Origin of the sequence: Acidovorax sp. ACV01 (assembly GCF_014851495.1) — a bacterium.
Lineage (GTDB): Bacteria > Pseudomonadota > Gammaproteobacteria > Burkholderiales > Burkholderiaceae_C > Acidovorax > Acidovorax radicis.
Map to the genome: position 1 here is coordinate 147603 of NZ_JACUZT010000001.1, position 16866 is coordinate 164468.

General features: G+C 65.4%; 19 protein-coding genes. 12 read left to right on the top strand and 7 right to left on the bottom strand.

Annotation, left to right across the window (positions count from 1 at the left end; genetic code table 11):
• Positions 1–14: 14 nt before the first annotated feature.
• From IB243_RS00705 to IB243_RS00715, 3 genes are read left to right on the top strand one after another with little or no spacing between them, the layout of a single operon-like run.
• Positions 15–455 (top strand): nuclear transport factor 2 family protein, encoded by a 441-nt coding sequence (locus tag IB243_RS00705; RefSeq protein WP_192424308.1) that lies wholly within the window; start codon positions 15–17, stop codon positions 453–455.
• A 14-nt stretch (positions 456–469) separates the two neighbouring features.
• Positions 470–739, top strand: coding sequence for a hypothetical protein (locus IB243_RS00710; protein ID WP_181147533.1), 270 nt, complete (start codon positions 470–472; stop codon positions 737–739).
• A gap of 3 nt (positions 740–742) precedes the next feature.
• Entirely contained in the window at positions 743–1393 is a 651-nt protein-coding gene (locus IB243_RS00715; protein ID WP_192424310.1) for a DsbA family protein, read from the top strand.
• A 25-nt stretch (positions 1394–1418) separates the two neighbouring features.
• On the opposite strand, the gene IB243_RS00720 is transcribed toward IB243_RS00715, so the two are convergent.
• Positions 1419–2309, bottom strand: a complete 891-nt coding sequence (locus tag IB243_RS00720; RefSeq protein ID WP_010461083.1) for a LysR family transcriptional regulator — start codon at positions 2307–2309, stop codon at positions 1419–1421.
• A gap of 120 nt (positions 2310–2429) precedes the next feature.
• Here IB243_RS00720 and IB243_RS00725 point away from each other — a divergent pair, with 120 nt between their 5' ends.
• The 3 genes from IB243_RS00725 to IB243_RS00735 all read left to right on the top strand — a co-directional run bounded on the left by IB243_RS00725 (position 2430) and on the right by IB243_RS00735 (position 7128).
• Positions 2430–3398 (top strand): DMT family transporter, encoded by a 969-nt coding sequence (locus IB243_RS00725; RefSeq protein WP_192424312.1) that lies wholly within the window; start codon positions 2430–2432, stop codon positions 3396–3398.
• A gap of 78 nt (positions 3399–3476) precedes the next feature.
• Positions 3477–4811, top strand: coding sequence for a sorbosone dehydrogenase family protein (locus IB243_RS00730; RefSeq protein ID WP_192424314.1), 1335 nt, complete (start codon positions 3477–3479; stop codon positions 4809–4811).
• Positions 4812–4971: 160 nt separating this feature from the next.
• On the top strand, positions 4972–7128 hold the full coding sequence (locus tag IB243_RS00735; protein WP_192424316.1) for a TonB-dependent receptor: 2157 nt from the start codon (positions 4972–4974) through the stop codon (positions 7126–7128).
• Between the two features lie 73 nt (positions 7129–7201).
• Here IB243_RS00735 and IB243_RS00740 read toward each other — a convergent pair whose 3' ends face one another.
• From IB243_RS00740 to IB243_RS00760, 5 genes are all read right to left on the bottom strand, one after another.
• Positions 7202–7762: an ATP-binding protein gene (locus IB243_RS00740; protein WP_192424318.1), complete on the bottom strand. Its 561-nt coding sequence runs from the start codon at positions 7760–7762 to the stop codon at positions 7202–7204.
• A 209-nt stretch (positions 7763–7971) separates the two neighbouring features.
• On the bottom strand, positions 7972–8958 hold the full coding sequence (locus IB243_RS00745; RefSeq protein WP_192424320.1) for a dienelactone hydrolase: 987 nt from the start codon (positions 8956–8958) through the stop codon (positions 7972–7974).
• On the bottom strand, positions 8955–9818 hold the full coding sequence (locus tag IB243_RS00750) for a GyrI-like domain-containing protein (RefSeq protein WP_192424322.1): 864 nt from the start codon (positions 9816–9818) through the stop codon (positions 8955–8957). Before IB243_RS00750 ends, IB243_RS00745 begins: the two co-directional genes overlap by 4 nt.
• Before the next feature lie 76 nt (positions 9819–9894).
• A complete protein-coding gene (locus tag IB243_RS00755) occupies positions 9895–10851 on the bottom strand; it encodes an NAD(P)/FAD-dependent oxidoreductase (RefSeq protein WP_192424324.1) in 957 nt (318 codons plus the stop codon).
• Positions 10838–11302, bottom strand: a complete 465-nt coding sequence (locus IB243_RS00760) for an Rrf2 family transcriptional regulator (protein WP_192424326.1) — start codon at positions 11300–11302, stop codon at positions 10838–10840. Before IB243_RS00760 ends, IB243_RS00755 begins: the two co-directional genes overlap by 14 nt.
• A gap of 247 nt (positions 11303–11549) precedes the next feature.
• Here IB243_RS00760 and IB243_RS00765 point away from each other — a divergent pair, with 247 nt between their 5' ends.
• Entirely contained in the window at positions 11550–12311 is a 762-nt protein-coding gene (locus IB243_RS00765; RefSeq protein WP_192424328.1) for a class I SAM-dependent methyltransferase, read from the top strand.
• A 145-nt stretch (positions 12312–12456) separates the two neighbouring features.
• Here IB243_RS00765 and IB243_RS00770 read toward each other — a convergent pair whose 3' ends face one another.
• Positions 12457–13407: a LysR family transcriptional regulator gene (locus tag IB243_RS00770; RefSeq protein WP_192424329.1), complete on the bottom strand. Its 951-nt coding sequence runs from the start codon at positions 13405–13407 to the stop codon at positions 12457–12459.
• A 117-nt stretch (positions 13408–13524) separates the two neighbouring features.
• Between IB243_RS00770 and IB243_RS00775 the strand changes: the two genes are divergently transcribed.
• The 5 genes from IB243_RS00775 (at position 13525) to IB243_RS00795 (ending at position 16775) form a co-directional block, all read left to right on the top strand.
• A complete protein-coding gene (locus IB243_RS00775; RefSeq protein WP_192424331.1) occupies positions 13525–13923 on the top strand; it encodes a 4-oxalocrotonate tautomerase family protein in 399 nt (132 codons plus the stop codon).
• Between the two features lie 77 nt (positions 13924–14000).
• Positions 14001–14474, top strand: coding sequence for a cupin domain-containing protein (locus tag IB243_RS00780; RefSeq protein WP_192424333.1), 474 nt, complete (start codon positions 14001–14003; stop codon positions 14472–14474).
• Between the two features lie 282 nt (positions 14475–14756).
• A complete protein-coding gene (locus tag IB243_RS00785) occupies positions 14757–14912 on the top strand; it encodes a hypothetical protein (protein WP_225584651.1) in 156 nt (51 codons plus the stop codon).
• A 118-nt stretch (positions 14913–15030) separates the two neighbouring features.
• Positions 15031–16299, top strand: a complete 1269-nt coding sequence (locus IB243_RS00790; RefSeq protein ID WP_192424337.1) for a DNA sulfur modification protein DndB — start codon at positions 15031–15033, stop codon at positions 16297–16299.
• The gene (locus tag IB243_RS00795) at positions 16296–16775 is read left to right on the top strand and encodes a hypothetical protein (RefSeq protein ID WP_192424339.1); all 480 of its coding nucleotides are present in this window, start codon (positions 16296–16298) and stop codon (positions 16773–16775) included. Before IB243_RS00790 ends, IB243_RS00795 begins: the two co-directional genes overlap by 4 nt.
• Positions 16776–16866: the final 91 nt, after the last annotated feature.

Consider the following 16866-nt stretch of genomic DNA (forward strand, 5'->3'; position numbering starts at 1 on the left):
CACTGGAGTCAAGAATGAAACCGTTCAAAGTGTTCCTCGTCGCTGCATCGCTGGCCGCAGTTTTCTCTGCCAATGCGTTTGCCCAGACCAACAAGGAAATCGTCGTGGCCGGCATGAAGGGCCTGTTCATCACGCGCGATGCTTCGGTCATCGACAAATACTGGTCCCCCAACTACATCCAGCACAACCCCGCCGTGCCCAACGGGTCCGAGGTTCTGAAGGGGTGGGTCGGCAGCCTGCCGCCCGACTTCAAGTACGAGCCCGGCATGGTGGTGGCCGAAGGTGACTTCGTCATGATGCACGGCCGCTACGCGGGCATGGGCCCCAAGGTCATGATTGGCGTCGATATCTTCCGCCTGGCCAACGGGAAAATTGTGGAGCACTGGGACGTCTTGCAAGAAGAAACGGCCAAGACGGTCAGTGGCAATCCCATGTTCACCAACCCCCAAAAGTGATCGGACACCAGATCGTGCCAACGCACCCCCTTCAACCCGTCCTGGACCACCTGCACGCCGGGCGCTGGAACGCGGCGCACGATCTGGTGCAACACGACGGCTCCATGCTCGCCGCCTGGCTCCACGGCATCCTGCACCTGCAAGAGGGTGATCTGGAAGATGCCGAGAACTGGTACGACCGTGCAGGCCGCCACTTCCGCAGCCGGGGCACCCTCGCCGAAGAGCTGGCGCTTTTCGAGGCCGCGCTGGCTTCATCCTCACCCCCTGACGTTGAAAGACCCTGATCCATGCCCTCCATGCCCACCACGGTGACCTATCTGTTCGACCCCTTGTGCGGTTGGTGCTACGCCGCCGCGCCGGCGCTGCAATACCTGCAAGGCGTGGACGGCGTGCACGTCTCGCTGGCGCCCACGGGCCTGTTTGCGGGCGCCGGGGCGCGGCCCATGGATGCGCAATTCGCTGCGTACGCCTGGTCCAACGACCAGCGCATCCAGCAGCTCACAGGCCAGCCCTTCACGCAGGCCTACCGCGACCAAATTCTGGGTGCTGCGTCCGGCCGCTTTGATTCAGGCCCTGCCACCCTCGCGCTGACCGCCGTGGCGCAGACTGCGCCTGAAAGTGAACTGGAAGCCTTGCACGCACTGCAGCACGCACGTTATGTGAAAGGCCGCGACACGGCAGAACCCGAGGTGCTGGCGGACCTGTTGCGGGCTTTGGGCCTGGCGGATGCCGCAGCGTTGACGCTCGCACCCACTGCCGCGCTGCACAACCTGGTGGCCGAACGCATCGCCAGCGCACAAGCCACGCTGCGCGCCGTGGGCGCCCGGGGCGTGCCGCAATTGGTGGTGGCGGGGCCGGGCGGTGCGCTGCGGTTGATCGGGGGCGATGCGCTGCTGGGGCCGCGCGAAAAGCTGCTGGAGCACATCCTGGCGGCCTGACGCCGTGGATGACCGGCGGCGGCGCTCAGGCCTTGGGTAGCAGTTCGCCCCGCCGCCCCAGTGTCCGCACCACCTGTTCGTACATCGCATCCACAGCCGGTGAGCGCAGCGACACCTTGCTGCGCAGCACCGCCACATTCATCGAAGCCAGCGGCGGAAGGTCAAACTCCGCGGGCAGGTTCTGCAAGATTTGCAGATGGGCTGGCGCGCTGCACCGCGTGAGCACCGCCACCGCCAAACCGCTCTCCACCGCAGCCAGCTGGCCCGCCAGGCTGGAGCTGTGGTACACGATGCGGTAGGCTCGGCGCCGCGTGTCCAGTGCCGCCAGGGTGGCCTGTCGGGCCATGCTGGCCGATTCGTACACCGCAATCGGCAGCGGGTCACGCCGCCACGCTTCAAACTGCGCAGCCCCCACCCACACCAGCGGCTCTTCAAACAAAAAATGCCCCCGCTGCGGCTTGTCGCGCGAGACCAGGGCCAGGTCCAGCTCGCCGCGCACCACGCGTGGGATCAGCGAGGTCGATTGCTCGCAGGTCAACTCAATCTCCACGCCCTGGTAGCGGTGCGAAAAGCTGCGCAGCACCGGCGTGAGGTAGGTCGATGCGTAGTCGTCCGGCACCCCCAGCCGCACCCGGCCCGCCAGCTGCGGGCCGAACAGCGCCGCGTGCGCCTCGGCCTGCAGATCGAGCACGCGGCGCGCGTACGACAGCAGCTCGGCCCCGGCGGGTGTCACCTCCAGATGGCGCGGCCCGCGCAGCAGCACCGGGCGGCCCAGTGCGGCCTCCAGCTTCTTGATCTGCATGCTGACCGCCGACTGCGAACGGTGCACCAGCGGCGCCGCGCGCGAGAGCGAGCCCGCGTCCACCACGGCCACAAAGGCGCGCAGCCAGTCAATCTGGAAATCGGGGTAGTTCATCGCGTCAGCTCTCTGGTTTTGTGTCGGAAAAACCTGTCGGGATAAAAATTCGTTTATCGAATGGTATCTGTTCGAACTATGCGCTTTACACCAGTGTGCCAATCTTCGAGCATCGGCGGCATGAACCAGAAAGCCAGTGCCGCCACGCCCTCATCGCTTGCCGCGCCTATCCCCTCCGCAGTGCCCGCCAGTACCCGCGAGCGGGACGGCCAGTGGTTGCTTATCGCCGGCGGCGTGCTGCTGGGCACCATCGGTGTTTTTGTGGAAGAGGCGGGCCAGCATCCGCTGGTCACCGTGTGGTTCCGCTGCGCATTCGGTGCGCTGGCGCTGCTGGCCTGGTGCCTGGCCACGGGCCGGGGGCGTCAATTGATCTTGAACGGGCGAGCGCGCTGGGTGGCCTGCGCCACGGGCGTGCTCATGGTGATGAACTGGGCGCTGTTCTTTGCAGCCATCCCGCGCACGTCCATCGCCGTAGCCACGGTGATCTTCCACATCCAGCCCATCTGGGTCATCGTGTTTGGCGCGCTCTTCCTGCGCGAGGCCGTCTCGCCCACGCAGTGGCTGGCCACCCTGGCCGCGCTGGGCGGCCTGGTGCTGACCACCGGCCTGCTGGACGGCACCGCAGCCGCCGCGGCCAACAGTAGCAGCGGCGGGTACATGGCCGGAGTGCTGATGTGCCTGGGCGGCTCGCTCTGCTACGCGGGCGTGACGCTGCTCGCCAACACGCAAAGGGCCATCAGCCCCTTTGCCATGTCGCTATGGCAATGCCTGGTGGGCGCGGTGGCGCTGGCGTGGGCGCCTTTTGTTCTGGGTTGGCCGCAGCAGGGCGCCGCATGGGCCTGGCTGCTGGGCCTGGGCGTGGTGCACACGGGGCTGGCGTATGTGGTGCTGTTCGCCGGCATGGCCCGCCTGGCGCTGGGTCGCATTGCAGTGCTGCAGTTTGTGTACCCGCTCACGGCGGTGCTGGTGGACTGGGTGGTGTATGGCCGCACGCTCAGCCCCGTGCAACTGGGCGGCGTGGCGCTGATGGCCGCTGCGCTGTGGACCATCCGGCGGCCGGGTGTGGCCCCCGCCACGGCGGCGAGCTGACCACCCCGCTGTGGGGGCCGCAAAACTCGCGGCCTTGGCCTACACCTGCTGCAAATTGCACCCGCCCATACTGCGCTGATGTTGCCCCGTCCCAATCGCTTCCCTCAATGGCTGCTTTGGGCGGCGTTGGCGAGTGGCGCGGCAGCCGCAACAGCCCAGCCCACAGCGGGTTCTGGCGTGGGGCCAAGCCCGCAACTGCCCGCACCCGAGAAGAGCTTTTTCGTGCCCACCGTCAATATCGCACCTGCACAGGGTTGGCCGCAGGGCGCCCAGCCGCAGGCCCCTGCGGGGTTCAGGGTCACGGCGCTGGCGCGTGGGCTGGACCATCCGCGCTGGGTCTACACCCTTCCCAATGGTGACGTGCTGGTCGCTGAAAGCAACAAGCCGCCGCCTGCAGAGGGCGCCAAAAACGTGCACTCCGACGGTCTGCGTGGCCTGGCCATGGGCCTGGTGATGAAGCGTGCCGGTGCCGGCACGCCCAGCGCCAACCGCATTACGCTGCTGCGCGATACGGACGGTGACGGCGTGGCAGACGTGCGCACCGTCTTCATGCAAAACCTGCTATCGCCCTTTGGCATGGCGCTGGTGGGCATCCAGCTGTTCATTGCCACGGCCGACGGCGTGGTGAAGGTGCCTTACGAAACCGGGCAGACCTCCATCACCGTGGCCCCCGTCAGGGTCACCGATCTGCCCGCCGGGGCCAACCACCACTGGACCAAGAACATCATCGCCAGCCCCGATGGCCGCAGGCTGTACGCCACCGTGGGCTCCAACAGCAATGCGGGCGACAACGGCATGGCCGCCGAAGAGGGCCGCGCCGCCATCTGGGAGATGGATGTAGAGACCGGCAGCAAGCGGCTGTTTGCCACCGGCCTGCGCAACCCCAACGGCCTGGGCTGGGAGCCACAAAGCAAGGTGCTCTGGACGGTGGTGAACGAACGCGACGAACTGGGCAACGAGCTGGTGCCCGACTACCTCACCTCGGTGAAGGACGGCGCCTTTTACGGCTGGCCCTGGAGCTACTGGGGCCAGCATGTGGACACCCGTGTCAACCCGCCCAACCCCGACATGGTGGCCAAGGCCATCGCGCCCGACTTTGGCCTGGGTTCACACGTTGCGCCGCTGGGCCTGGCGTTCTCGGACGCCCGCATGCCCGGCGCCTACGCCAGCGGCGCGTTCGTCGGCCAGCACGGCTCGTGGAACCGCAAGGAGCTGACGGGCTACAACGTGGTGTTCGTGCCCTTTGCCGACGGGCGCCCCTCGGGGCCTCCCCAGCCATTTCTGACGGGCTTTTTGAGCAAGGACGGCGACGCCTATGGCCGCCCCGTGGGCGTGGCTCTGGACGGCCAGGGCGCGCTGCTGGTGGCCGACGACGTGGGCAACGTGGTCTGGCGCGTGGTGCGGTCTGAATGACGTCTGCGTAGGTGCTCGGCGCTTCGTTGCGTTGGGTTCGCATGACTGCCATGGGGCCACAGCAGACTATCCTGCGGTTTGCTGGGCTTGGCCCCTGTGCCCGCCACGCGATGCTCCGTAAAACCCCGTTCTGAAACTCCGCAACCAGGAAGCGGCACCAATGTCTTTTGCAGCCACCCGTTGGCCCCGTATGCCCCGCGCCGCCCGAGTTGCCCGCTTCCTGGCCAGTTGCGCTTGCGTGGTGGCGCACGCCCATGCTCCTGCGCAAGATGGCCCGGCCGATCCCGCCCAGTCGCCGCCCACCACACCCACGCCCCCTACGCTCGAAACCCTGCAGGTCACGGGCAGCGCGCAGGCGCAGCGCCTGTTCGACAGTGCAGCCAGCCACAGCAGCGTGGCCGTGGATGCCTTCTCCGCCGCGACGCCGCTGGTGAACCTGTCGGAGCTGCTGGCCGGGCAGGCTGGCGTGGTGGCCACAGACCGTGGCAACTACGCGCAGGATCTGCAGATTGCAGTGCGTGGCTTTGGCGCCCGTGCCACCTTTGGTGTGCGGGGTGTGCGCATTCTGGTGGACGGCATCTCCGCCACCATGCCCGACGGCCAGGGCCAGGCTGCCACCGCGCACCTGCCTTCGGCCAGCCAGATTGAAGTGCTGCGCGGCCCGCTCGCGCAGCTGTATGGCAACGCGGCAGGGGGCGTGGTGCAGGTCACCACCCGCGATCCCCGGCCCGGCGGTGGCACCCAGGCGGGGGTGGCGGTGGGCTCGTTCGGCCAGCGGCTGGTGGACGCATCGATGGACTTTGGCGACCAGCGCCTGGGCGGGCTGCTGGGCGTGTCGCACTTCGAAACGGAGGGCTGGCGCGGCCACAGCGCCGCGCGGCGCACGCACCTCAACGCCAAGCTGCAGGCCCAGCCCGACAGCCGCACGCGCATCACGGCCCTGTTCAACCTGTACGACCAACCCCTGGCGCTGGACCCGCTGGGCCTCACACGCGCTCAGTTCGATGGCGACCCGCGCCAGGCCAGCGCGCTGGCCACCAGCTTCCACACCCGCAAGTCGGTGGGCCAGAACCAGCTGGGCCTGGTGGTAGAGCGCCAGCTCAGCGACACCGACAGCGTGCGGCTGCGCGCCTATGGCGGTGGGCGGCAGCTCACGCAGTACCTGTCTTTCAGCGGCGCGGCAGCCAACAGCGCGGGCGGTGTGGTGGACCTGGACCGCAGCTACCAGGGCGCGGCAGCCGCCTGGACGCGGGCCGTGCGGCTGCCCTCGGGCCTGCCCCTGACCTGGACGGTGGGGGCAGAGGCGAATCGCCTGTCCGAACACCGCCGGGGGTTCGTGAACAACGCGGGCACCAGCGGCGCGCTGCGGCGCGACGAGCAAGACGGTGCCACCAACACCGATGTGTATGCCCAGGTCGACGCCTGGCTCTCGCCCCGCTGGCGCGCCATCGCAGGGCTGCGGGCCAGCCGGGTGCGCGTGCAGGTGGATGACCGCTACGTCACCCCCGCCAACCCCGACGACAGCGGCTCGCGCAGCTGGCGCCACACCAGCCCGGCGCTGGGGCTGGTGTGGGCCGCCACCGACCAGGTCAACCTGTACGCCAACGCCGGGCAGGGCTTTGAAACCCCCACGCTGGCCGAGATGGCCTACAGCACCGACAACACCGGCCCCAATTTCGGCCTGTCTGCCGCCCGCAGCCGCCAGTGGGAGGTGGGCGCCAAATGGCAGGGCGCCCACCAGCAGCTGGAGCTGGCGTGGTTCGACACCCGCAGCCAGGGCGAGATCGTGCCCGTGGCCACGGTCAACGGCCGCTCGGTGTTCCAGAACGTGGACAACGTGCGGCGCCGGGGGCTTGAATTGGGTTGGCGTGCCAAATGGGGCGCCTGGGCCCCGCGCGCCAGCTACACCTACCTTGATGCCCACTTTGGCAGCGCCTACGCAGGGGCGGGGGGAGCCATCGTCGCCGCAGGCAACCAGTTGCCGGGCACAGCGCGGCACGCTGCACAGCTTGCCATCGACTACGCACCCACAACGCGCTGGCAGCTGGGCGCCACGGCGAACGTGTCGACCCCCGTGTTTGCCAACGATGTCAACAGCGAGCGGGCAGCCGGCTTTGCCGTGCTCGGCGTGCACGCGGCCTATGGCTGGGGTGGCCGCGAAGCGGGCGCGGCGCGCTGGCAGCTCTGGGCCCGGCTCGACAACGTGTTCAACCGCCACCACACGGCCACGCTCATCGTGAACGACGCCAACGGCCGCTACTTCGAGCCCGCCGCAGGCAGACGCCTGATGGTGGGTCTGCGCGCGCAGTTCATGTAGTCGAGGCGGTCTGGCCCGCCGCACCTGCCAACAGCATGGACGGGCCTGCGCGCGGCAAAGCTGCAACGAGGGCCTAACGTTCCGCCATCGGCACAAACACCACCGACCGCTCGGCGCACTCCGCCTCCCCGGGCGGCTGCCACAGGTCGCTGGCCAGCTCAAAGATGTGCGGGGGCACCACCATCGAGAACGTCTCTCCCTGCTCGGCATTGCGCCGCAACACGCGTTCGCGCCGCACCTCGCGCGGTGCGTCGAGCACGTACACCACCATGGCGTCGGCCCACGGCCCCATGCGCGCATAGAAGGCGTCGCGCTGGTGCTGCTGGATCAGGCCCACCTCCAGCACCACATCGCCGCCGGCGGCCAGCACGGCCTCGGCGGTTTTCCAGATTTGCTCCAGGCAGCGCAGGGTGCGGGGGATGTACCAGGCCATCACGTCCCCGGTATCGGGCCGGTCGGGCGAAAACAGCGTGGCCATCCAGTCGTCCAGGTTGAGCGGCACGGCGCGATGCTGCTGCACCAATTGGCGAACCAAGGTGGACTTGCCGGCACCCACCGGGCCGATGACCAGGTGAATGCGGGGGGCGGTGCAGGCCAGGGTGGCAGGGGCGGCGTGGGTCGAAGCGGTGTGCATGAAAAAAGGCTCCAGAAATGCAAAAAAGCCCTCTCTGCAAGCAGGGAGAGCTTTCCATAGGGCGGACGAAAAAAAGCCCTCAACGGTGGTGGAGGGCTTTGCGGTTCGCTCCGACCCCAAAGGTCAGATGCGAGGTTGGCAGTGTAGGTGGCCGGCGCTGGCTGCGTCAACCCACGGGCCACGTCGGTGCGACGAATTCCAGCCTGCCCTCAGGGTGCTTTGGCTGCCACGATGTGCCGCTGAAAGAACGCCAGCACCTGGGCATTGAAAGTCTGGTGAAAAGCCGCCCGGTCAAACCCCGCTGCATCGCGGCAGATTGCTGGCATCGCTTCCACCAGTGCTGGCGGGCAGGGCGCCAGAAAGGCGAAGTGCCCCGCGTTGGCTGCCACGTGCCAGTCCGGCGCGCTGGGCAGGCCCTGGCGCACCGTCTCCACACTCTGGGGCGTCACGCCATCGCCACCCAACGCCGAGGCCCACAGCTGGACCGGGATGCCGACCTGCCCCAGCCCCTTGGCATCAAACACACTCAAGGGGTCGACGATGACGGCCGCCCGAATGCGTGCGTCCCGCGCGGGCGGGGCGGGCAGTTCTTTGCGACGGATCTCGCCGCACAGGGGCCTCGACGACTCGGGCGGGCACAGGTCCTGCCGCAACGTCCAGTCCGGCACGGCACCGATGGTGACAAGGCCCGTGTAGCCGCCGCGCGAAAAGCCGAACAGGCCGACCTTGCTGGCGTCCAGCTGGGCATGGCGGTGCCACGCGCCCAGCATGTAGTCCGTCAGCCGCTTCATGTCCACGGGCCGCGTTGCAAAGGCCGACAGGTGGCCTTGGCGGCTCAAGTCCTGAAAGTTGTCGCCCGGGTGGCTGATGGCGGCCACCACATAGCCCGCATCGGCCAGCGTGGCCGCCGTGTCGTGGTGCCCCAGGGCCGAGCCGCCCGTGCCGTGCGACATGACGATCAATGGCAGGCCTTGGCCGGTGAGGGGGCAGTCCCGCGTGCCTTGCAGCACCAGGGGCGCCAGCTCGATGCGGCCCGGCGGCGCGCTGCAGGGCGACCACACAGCGCCGCGCAGCGCGGGCCCGTCCTTGTCTGCGGGCACCTCGATAAAGGCAAAGCCCGCAGCGTGTGCCAGGGTGGTGGCGCCGCAGAGCGCTGCGGGCAGAAGGGAACGAAAGAGCCAGCGAAAACGGGTCATAGGGAGGTGGTGGGTCGGATGGGAATCAGCAGATCGGTGCGCAGGTCCGCCTGCGCGGCGTTGCGGGGGGAGTTGAGGTAGTGCTCCAGCGTGGGGCGGTCGTCCGGTTCGTAGCCGCTGGCCGGGAGCCAGCGTGTGTGGATGGCCGCCAGTGCCGCGTTGATGCGCGTGTAGGGGCCTGTCAGCGTGTGGCGTGCATACAGGCCTGCCGGGATTTCCAGCCGTTCCAGCCCGCCATCTGCCGCCGGGAGCGGCTCTGGCAGCACCACCGCCGCGTAGTAGCGAAACCGGCCGCCCAGGTCCTGCGGGTCTCCGCACGATGCGCCCAGCCGGTGGGTTGCACGCTGGCCGCACTGCAGGTACAGCCGCCGCTGCGTGTGGGGGATGGTGGAGGGCGGCCCCTGGTGGCGCAGCGCATGCAGGCGCTGCGCCGGGCGCTCGACGATCTGCACGGCCAGCGTGTGCTCGGTCCTTCCATCCGCGTGTCCGGCGCCTGGATCGAGGATGAGGCGGTGCATGTCCCGCTGGAACGCCCGTGGCGATTGCCCGGTGAACTGGCTGAATGCGCGGGTGAAGGCCTGCGGGCTGTCGTAGCCCACCTCCATCGCCACCTGGGTGATGCTCTGCCCGCCTTGCTCCAGCAGCCGCGTGGCCAAGGCCAGGCGCACGCGGCGCACCGTGGCGGCCACGGTTTCGCCCGCAATGCTGCTGTAGACGCGGTGAAAATGGAAAGGGGAAAAGTGGGCAATGGCGGCCAGATCCTCCAGCCGATGCGCTGCCAGCGGGTGCGCCACGATGTGGGCGATCACGCGGGCCACGCGGTCGCGGTAGTGCTGATCGGCGCTCTGGTCCAGGCTCATGGCCGCAGAGTGTGCCGCAGCTTGCGCGCCGGTACTTAGCCGATCTTGCTACTTTGTGGCCTGGTGCCGCAGCTAGTCACTGCCCAAACACCATCGCCTGGTGCGCCCCCACGCCCGCCAGCACCCCTTCTGCAGACGCCAGCGTGGCGTTGTGCCGCATCAGCGTGGCGTCGCCTGCGGCATACACGCCCGGCACCGTGGTCATCTTGTTGGCATCGGTGCGGATGCACGGGCCCATGGGGCCCTCATCCAGCGCGCAGCCCAGTTGTTCTGCAAGCGGGCTGGCGGGGCTTGTCGTGGCGGCCACGTACAAAGCGTCAATCGGCACCAGGCGGCCATCGGCGCCGCCATTGGCCGCCAGGCGCACGCCGCTCAACGCCCGGTCAGGCCCCTCCAGCGCGGCGATGCGCGCAGGCTCCACGGCAATGCCCAGCGCCAACAGCCGCGTGCGCTCGCTGTCCTCCAGCGTGGTTTCGCCGTTCAGGAAGAGGGTGGTCGGGCCCCAGTCGGCAATCAGCTGCGCGTGCATGCCGGACTGCGGCGAGTGGTACAGCACGCCCAGCCGCTGGCCCGCAAATTCATAGCCGTGGCAGTACGGGCAATGCAGCACGCTGGCGCCCCAGCGCTCGCGCACGCCTGCAATGTCGGGCAGACCATCCTTCACGCCAAAGGCCAGTACCAGCTTGCGGGTGGTCAATGGGGTCAGTGCACCGGCGCCATCGTCCAGCACCACGTCAAAACCAGACGCTGTTGATGCACCAGCGTCTGGCTGCGCCGTGGCCGACACCACCGTGCCCTGGCGCAGCGTGACCGTGGGGTAGGCCAGCAGCTTGCGGCGCGCCTGCTCGATCATCGCCAGCGGCGGTTCGCCGTCTTGCCCAAAGAACCCGTGCGACGCGGCGGCAAACCGGTTGCGCGGCTGGCCTGCGTCCACCACGCACACGCGCCGCCGCGCCCGCGCCAGTTGCATCGCGGCCGAGAGGCCCGCAAAGCTGCCACCAATCACGATGGCGTCGTGGTCATAAGTGTTCATGTGAAAAGTCCTTGTGCGCGTGGCCCCTGGCCACCATGCGTTCATGAAACTGGGCAGACAACTGCGCCAGCGTGACCTCGCCCAGCCGCGCCAGCAGCACCTGCTCCGCCGCCTCAAAGGCATCTGAGAGGGCTTCATTCACCGCCTGCTCGACCGCGCAGCCAGGGCTCTCCACCCTGTTGCCCACCGCCAGCAACGTGGGCGCGCCCAGTGCTTCATGGATGTCGCGCAGCGTGATGTCCGCCAGCGGGCACGACAGCACCCACCCACCGCCATGCCCCTTGGCCGACGAAACAAAACCCGCATACCGCAGCCCCGCCATCAGGCGGCGGACCACGACCGGGTTGGTCTGCATGGCCTGCGCCAGCGATTCGGACGTGGCGGGGCCGTCCATCTCTGCCATGTGCAGCAGCGCGTGGAGGACGTTGGAAAGGCGGCTATCTCGTTTCATGCAACATTAAAAGTTGCGTGATGTTAGCATGCAGCCATAAACGGTGCTGGAGCACGAACGTATGACTACTGAATTGATAGCTTCTAGCGCTTGATGGATAAGCGCTAGAGGCCAATTCGGCTTGATTTTCAGCACACGCTGTGCCCCAGCCGTTCGGGTTGAGCTTGTCGAAACCCTGCACCAACCCGGCAAACCCCTGGGACACGCTCTGCGCGAAACCCCGACCACTGCACCACCCACCCACACCATGACCCATCCCACCACTTCCCCCTTCACCGACCCCGCCGCCGTCGCCCGCTACGCCGAAGGCCCCCGCCGCAACGTGCCCGGCTACGACAGCCTGCTGCCCATGGTCCGCATCCTGCTGGCCGAGCGCGTGCCCGCCGACGGCCGGGTGCTGGTGGTAGGCGCAGGCGGCGGGCTGGAGCTGGAGGACATGGCACTGGCGCACCCCGGCTGGCGGTTCGACGGCGTGGACCCCAGCCAGCCCATGCTGGACCTGGCCGCGCAGCGGCTGCAAAGCGCGGGCGTGTCGGGCGACCGCGTGGCGCTGCACCACGGCTATGTGAAGAGCGCGCCGGCCGGGCCGTTCGATGGCGCGACGTGTTTGCTGACTTTTCACTTTGTGCCACGCGAGGAGCGTGCGGCCATGGTGGCCGATATCCGGCGGCGGCTGAAGCCCGGCGCGCCGTTCGTTGCGGTGCACCTGAGCGTGGCCGATGGTGACGTTGGTGATGACCGCGGCGAAAGGGGCGAAGGCGGGGCAGGGGAGCGCGACCTGTGGCTGTCGCGCTATGCGGCGTATCAGGTGGCGTCCGGCATGGCGCCGGAGATGGCCGACCGCGGGCGTGCCAAGGTGGCGGCCGAGCTGGCGGTGCTGACGCCGCAGGAGGACGAGGCGATCCTGCGCGAGGCCGGGTTCGGCGATGTGCGCATGTTCTACATGGGGTTTGCGTTCAGGGGCTGGGTGGCAACGGCCTCCAGTGAACGCGGCGCCCACTCGCCCTGAAACCGTTCACGTTGACTGAGCCCTTCGACAGGCTCAGGACAGGCTTGCCGAAGCGCCGCCGCGCAAGGCTTCGACAGGCTCAGCCCGAACGGTTGTTCAACTTCAGGAGCCCCCGGCCAGCCAGCCGGTGGTGCAAAAAATGACCTCAACGCACAGGCGCCAGCGCCCACCGGTCCTTGGCCGCCTTCACCAGAAAATCAATCACCGCCTTCACCCTGGCCGCATTGCGCCGGCCCGGTGACGACACCGCGTACAGCGTGTGCACCGTGCGGGACGCAAAAGGCGCCAGCACCTCCACCAACCGGCCTTGCGCCACGTCGGCCGCCGCGAGCGGGCACGACAGCATGCCAATGCCCGCGCCGCCCACCAGCGCGTGGTGCACCAGGGCCGAACTGCTGGCGGCCAGGCGCGAGCGCACGGTCACCTCCAGCGGCTTGCCCTGTGCGTTGCCGCGTGGATTGAGAAAGGCCCAGGTCACCGCCGGCCCCTGCGCGGTGTGCGTCACGGTGTGGTGCTGCTGCAGATCGCTGGGGTCGGCGGGCGTGCCGTGCAGGCGCAAATACTCCGGGGCCGCGTACAGGCGCCGCTCGAACCGGCCCAGCGCGCGCGCCACCACCAGATCGCTGTGGCCCACGGTGGTGCGCAGCGCCACGTCGATGCCCTCCGTCACCAGGTCGGCCACGCGGTCATCGGCCAGCAGCTCCACCCGCAGCGCGGGGTAGCGCGCCTGCAGGTCGGCCAGGTGGGGCAGCACCAGCGCCTCGCAAATCTCCTGGCTGGAGGCCAGGCGCAAGGTGCCCGCCACCCGGCTGCGCTGGTCGGACAGCGATGCCCCGATGTCCTCCAGCTGCGCCAGCAAGGCACGCGCTTCCTGCACCAGCTCTGCGCCCTCGGGCGTGGCCGACAGGCCGTGCGTGGACCGGCGCAGCAAGCGCACGCCGTAGCCGGCCTCCAGCCGGTCCACACCACGCGCGACCACCGACACCGCCACATCCATTTCGCGCGCCGCTGCAGAAAACGAGCGCAGATCAAGCGATCGCACCAGCCACCGCAGGTCGGCCGGATCGGGGAGGAAGGAGTGGGCTTCTTTCTTCATCGTGCGCGCCTTTGCGTGCGGAGCAAAAGCCATTATCGCCACGGGCGGTTTCCGTGGCGGGGCGCAATTTCTACAGTGAAGGCTCGTTCAACCCAATGCATTCAACAGGAGCCCTCCATGCCCATCCTCAACGTCAAAGTGTCTGCCCAACGCACGCCCGAGCTGTCTGCCCGCATCGCAGAAACCCTGCTGGACCTGACCACCCGCGTGCTCGGCAAGCGGCGCGACCTCACGGCCGTGGTCATCACCTTTGTGGACCCGGCCGACTGGTACATCGCCGGCCGGTCGCTGGCCGACCTCAAGCAATCAAGCTTCTACTTCGACGTCAAGGTGGTGGACGAGACCAACACCAAGGCCGAGAAGGCGCGCTACATCGCCGAGGCGTTCGCAGCCTTCGAGGGCCTGCTGGGCGCGCTGCACCCCGAAAGCTACGTCTACGTGCAGGACGTGCGCGCCGCCGCGTACGGCTTTGGCGGCCGCACGCAGGAATACCGCCACCAGCACCCCGAGCAATAAGCAAGCGATCAAGCAATCAATCAACCAATCAACCAATCAACCAATCAATCAACCAATACCTACCCAGGAGCACCGACATGACGATGACGACAACGAACAACCACCTTGCCGATGTGATCGTGGCCCAGACGCTGGAGCGCGCAGGCCTGGCGGACTGGATGGCCGAAGGCGAAGGCAAGTGGTCCCTGCCCATCCAGTTCCTGCCCGACGATGCCGGTTGGGTGGAACTGATGCGCCTGTCGCCCGGCACGCGCCTGAGCCTGCACCGGCACACGGGCGAAGTGCACGCCCTGACGCTGGCGGGCGAGCGCCGCCTGAACGATGGCCGCGTGGTGCGGCCGGGCGACTACATCCACGAGCCTGCTGGCAATGTGGACTGGTGGGAGGCGACGGGCACTGAAGAGCTGCTGGTGCATGTGGTGGTCAAGGGCTGCGTGGAGTACCTGGGGCCGCACCACACGGTGCTACAGCGGATCACTACGGCTGATCGGCGGGCGGATTACCACCGCTGGTGTAAAGAGGTGGGGGTGGTGCCGCGTGGTCTTTGCTAGGGGCGGGCGGGAGCCCCACAGGGCGGGGCCGCTCTATGCAGTGCAGGCAAGCACTTGTGCCGCTGAGAATATGAAAGAAAACAGGCTCCAGCGCTTTCTAGTCAATCGCTGAATGCTATAAAAAAAGAGTAAATATTTCAGCCCCCGCCTGCTGTAGTGCGTGTAACAGGCACCGAAATTTGGAGGACATGGCGCGGACGCAGCCTGGCTCGCGGTTCGATCATGTGGACCTGAGCCAGCGCATGCCGGGGCCTAGCCGTGCAGCGGTTGGAGAGCGCCGGTGTGTCAGACCGCGTGGCGCTGCACCACGGCTACGTGCAGAACGCACCGGCCGGGCCGTTCGATAGCGCTGCGTGTCTGCTGACTTTTCGCTTTGTGTCGCGTGAAGAGCGTGTGATCATGTCGGCCGAGGTTCTGTGGCGCTTGAAGTCTGGATGACCGGCTGTGGTTGGTGCTCGATAGAAGCTGGTTACGCTTAAAAATAAGCGCGTTGGATTTAAAGAAAATAACGCTATAAATTAATCGAGGGTTTTTAATGCACTCTACACAAAATCAAATGAAGATCGTCCAAGGATTCAGGGATGAGCCCATTTACACCGCAAGCGGTGCAAAATATTCAGGCCGGTTAACCTGCGACGATGTACAAATCACAGGTAAGGGTGTGGAGGCTATTGCAACATTTACCATTACTACTCGCCAATTGCTGGATGCTGCAGGGGCTGATGTACTTTGGACAGACCAAGATGTACAGCGAGGCGTTCGCCCGGAGGTGAGCGAGCGCGTTGAGCGAGAGCTCTCGCTATCACAGGGTTATCCTAATGCAAATCAGTACATATTTAGTACCTCATCTGCAGATGAGATGACGGAAAAATTGCTGCACGGAAAGCGCGTTTTTATTAATCCGCTAGTATGGAATCTTCGACCAGGGACATTTGAGGCTTATTATGATGAAGGAGAGCGAAAGATCTATCTGTATGACGGTAAGGTTTATTTGCCAGATTCTCATCATCGACATCAGGCTATTTTGAAGGCAGCAAAAATATACAAAGATGCTAAGGGTGACTATCAAAATTTTAGTCTTGATAAGCAATTTAAGGTTGAATTGTATTTCCTGAAAAAACAGGATGAGGGGAACTACTTTTTTGACAAAAATCAGCTTCCGACACCAACTGCAAAGTCTAAAGCGTATGACCTGACAACAGAAGACGATCTCTCGGTGCTGGCGAAGAAGGTCATAGAGATAACTCCCTCCCTTCAAATGAATGTAAATCGAGTGACAGATCGATTAACTTCAAAGAACTCAGACCTGCTTACGCTGTCCACCCTTCGGGAATCTTTGAAACCGTTGGCAGATATCAACGGTGTCGACGAAACTGAATTGGAAGGCTTGGCACACATTGCGTCTGCGTTTTTCCGCTTGCTTAGTGAGGCACGTCCAGAGTTAAAAAAATTGCCACTTAATGAGCGGAAAAAAATCCGAGAGATATCATTGGTAGATGCGCCAATAATGTTTCAAGGTTACGGGGCCTTACTTGCCGATTTCAGCGATCAAATGTCACGTGACGGATTGAAAAAAGCAACAGAAATTTGGGAGCGCCGCCTGATGAAATTGATGTCCACCGAGGTATATTCGGAGTCAGGCTGGTCCGGCGATTTTTTCGAGAAGATAAATCCACTGTGGAATCGTCTTGGAGTTATTAAGCCAGGTCTTTCTGGTCAGCCTACAGTCAGCAATAATCGCGCGGCAAGACTACAAGTATCAAAAGCACTACGTGCGGTGACTACTCTTGGCGCTTCAAAAGACCTGACTATCTTGTTGCCATGAAACAGTATCGCAGGGCATCGCTACTTCCTGGGCGCAATGCGGTACCGTTAACCCAGACTCAAATATCTCGCGCAGCCACGATGATCTTTGGTCTCGATCAGACCGTGAACGCTCGCTATGAGGCAGGATCGTTTACTCGCTTTGTGGTGCGAAATGACGAGTTTGGCGAAGAGATCGGCGAAATAATCTTCTCTGACGACATATATCAGGGTACAAACCTAGCCAACCCAAATTCAATACTTTCGCTGAAAGGTGCAGCGGTGCATGAGTTGGCACACTATTATCGTTGGCAAGGCGGCACTGAGCTTCCTCACGGGCATTTAACTCATTTAGACGAGGCGATGACCAGCCTGGAAGCTGCACTTAGGTACTTTCCAGATCTAGATCGCACCGATATGCAAGGCCTAATTTCTGATGCACTCCAACGGCTCAGACACTATGTAAATGACGAGCCACCACCGCGTGCCGCTGAATAAATCATTGATAGAGAAGATTTTTTAGCCCAACTTCGATCATGGCCATTGGGCATGAATCGAGGATCGCAGTTAATAGCCGCACCAGACCGGA

What these genes read in the sequence shown, in the direction of transcription:
- IB243_RS00705 (WP_192424308.1), top strand. Translation starts at nt 15, where the DNA reads ATGAAACCGTTCAAAGTGTTCCTCGTCGCTGCATCGCTGGCCGCAGTT.
- IB243_RS00715 (WP_192424310.1), top strand. Translation starts at nt 743, where the DNA reads ATGCCCTCCATGCCCACCACGGTGACCTATCTGTTCGACCCCTTGTGC.
- IB243_RS00720 (WP_010461083.1), bottom strand. Translation starts at nt 2,309, where the DNA reads ATGAACTACCCCGATTTCCAGATTGACTGGCTGCGCGCCTTTGTGGCC.
- IB243_RS00725 (WP_192424312.1), top strand. Translation starts at nt 2,430, where the DNA reads ATGAACCAGAAAGCCAGTGCCGCCACGCCCTCATCGCTTGCCGCGCCT.
- IB243_RS00730 (WP_192424314.1), top strand. Translation starts at nt 3,477, where the DNA reads ATGTTGCCCCGTCCCAATCGCTTCCCTCAATGGCTGCTTTGGGCGGCG.
- IB243_RS00735 (WP_192424316.1), top strand. Translation starts at nt 4,972, where the DNA reads ATGTCTTTTGCAGCCACCCGTTGGCCCCGTATGCCCCGCGCCGCCCGA.
- IB243_RS00740 (WP_192424318.1), bottom strand. Translation starts at nt 7,762, where the DNA reads ATGCACACCGCTTCGACCCACGCCGCCCCTGCCACCCTGGCCTGCACC.
- IB243_RS00745 (WP_192424320.1), bottom strand. Translation starts at nt 8,958, where the DNA reads ATGACCCGTTTTCGCTGGCTCTTTCGTTCCCTTCTGCCCGCAGCGCTC.
- IB243_RS00750 (WP_192424322.1), bottom strand. Translation starts at nt 9,818, where the DNA reads ATGAGCCTGGACCAGAGCGCCGATCAGCACTACCGCGACCGCGTGGCC.
- IB243_RS00755 (WP_192424324.1), bottom strand. Translation starts at nt 10,851, where the DNA reads ATGAACACTTATGACCACGACGCCATCGTGATTGGTGGCAGCTTTGCG.
- IB243_RS00760 (WP_192424326.1), bottom strand. Translation starts at nt 11,302, where the DNA reads ATGAAACGAGATAGCCGCCTTTCCAACGTCCTCCACGCGCTGCTGCAC.
- IB243_RS00765 (WP_192424328.1), top strand. Translation starts at nt 11,550, where the DNA reads ATGACCCATCCCACCACTTCCCCCTTCACCGACCCCGCCGCCGTCGCC.
- IB243_RS00770 (WP_192424329.1), bottom strand. Translation starts at nt 13,407, where the DNA reads ATGAAGAAAGAAGCCCACTCCTTCCTCCCCGATCCGGCCGACCTGCGG.
- IB243_RS00775 (WP_192424331.1), top strand. Translation starts at nt 13,525, where the DNA reads ATGCCCATCCTCAACGTCAAAGTGTCTGCCCAACGCACGCCCGAGCTG.
- IB243_RS00780 (WP_192424333.1), top strand. Translation starts at nt 14,001, where the DNA reads ATGACGATGACGACAACGAACAACCACCTTGCCGATGTGATCGTGGCC.
- IB243_RS00790 (WP_192424337.1), top strand. Translation starts at nt 15,031, where the DNA reads ATGAAGATCGTCCAAGGATTCAGGGATGAGCCCATTTACACCGCAAGC.
- IB243_RS00795 (WP_192424339.1), top strand. Translation starts at nt 16,296, where the DNA reads ATGAAACAGTATCGCAGGGCATCGCTACTTCCTGGGCGCAATGCGGTA.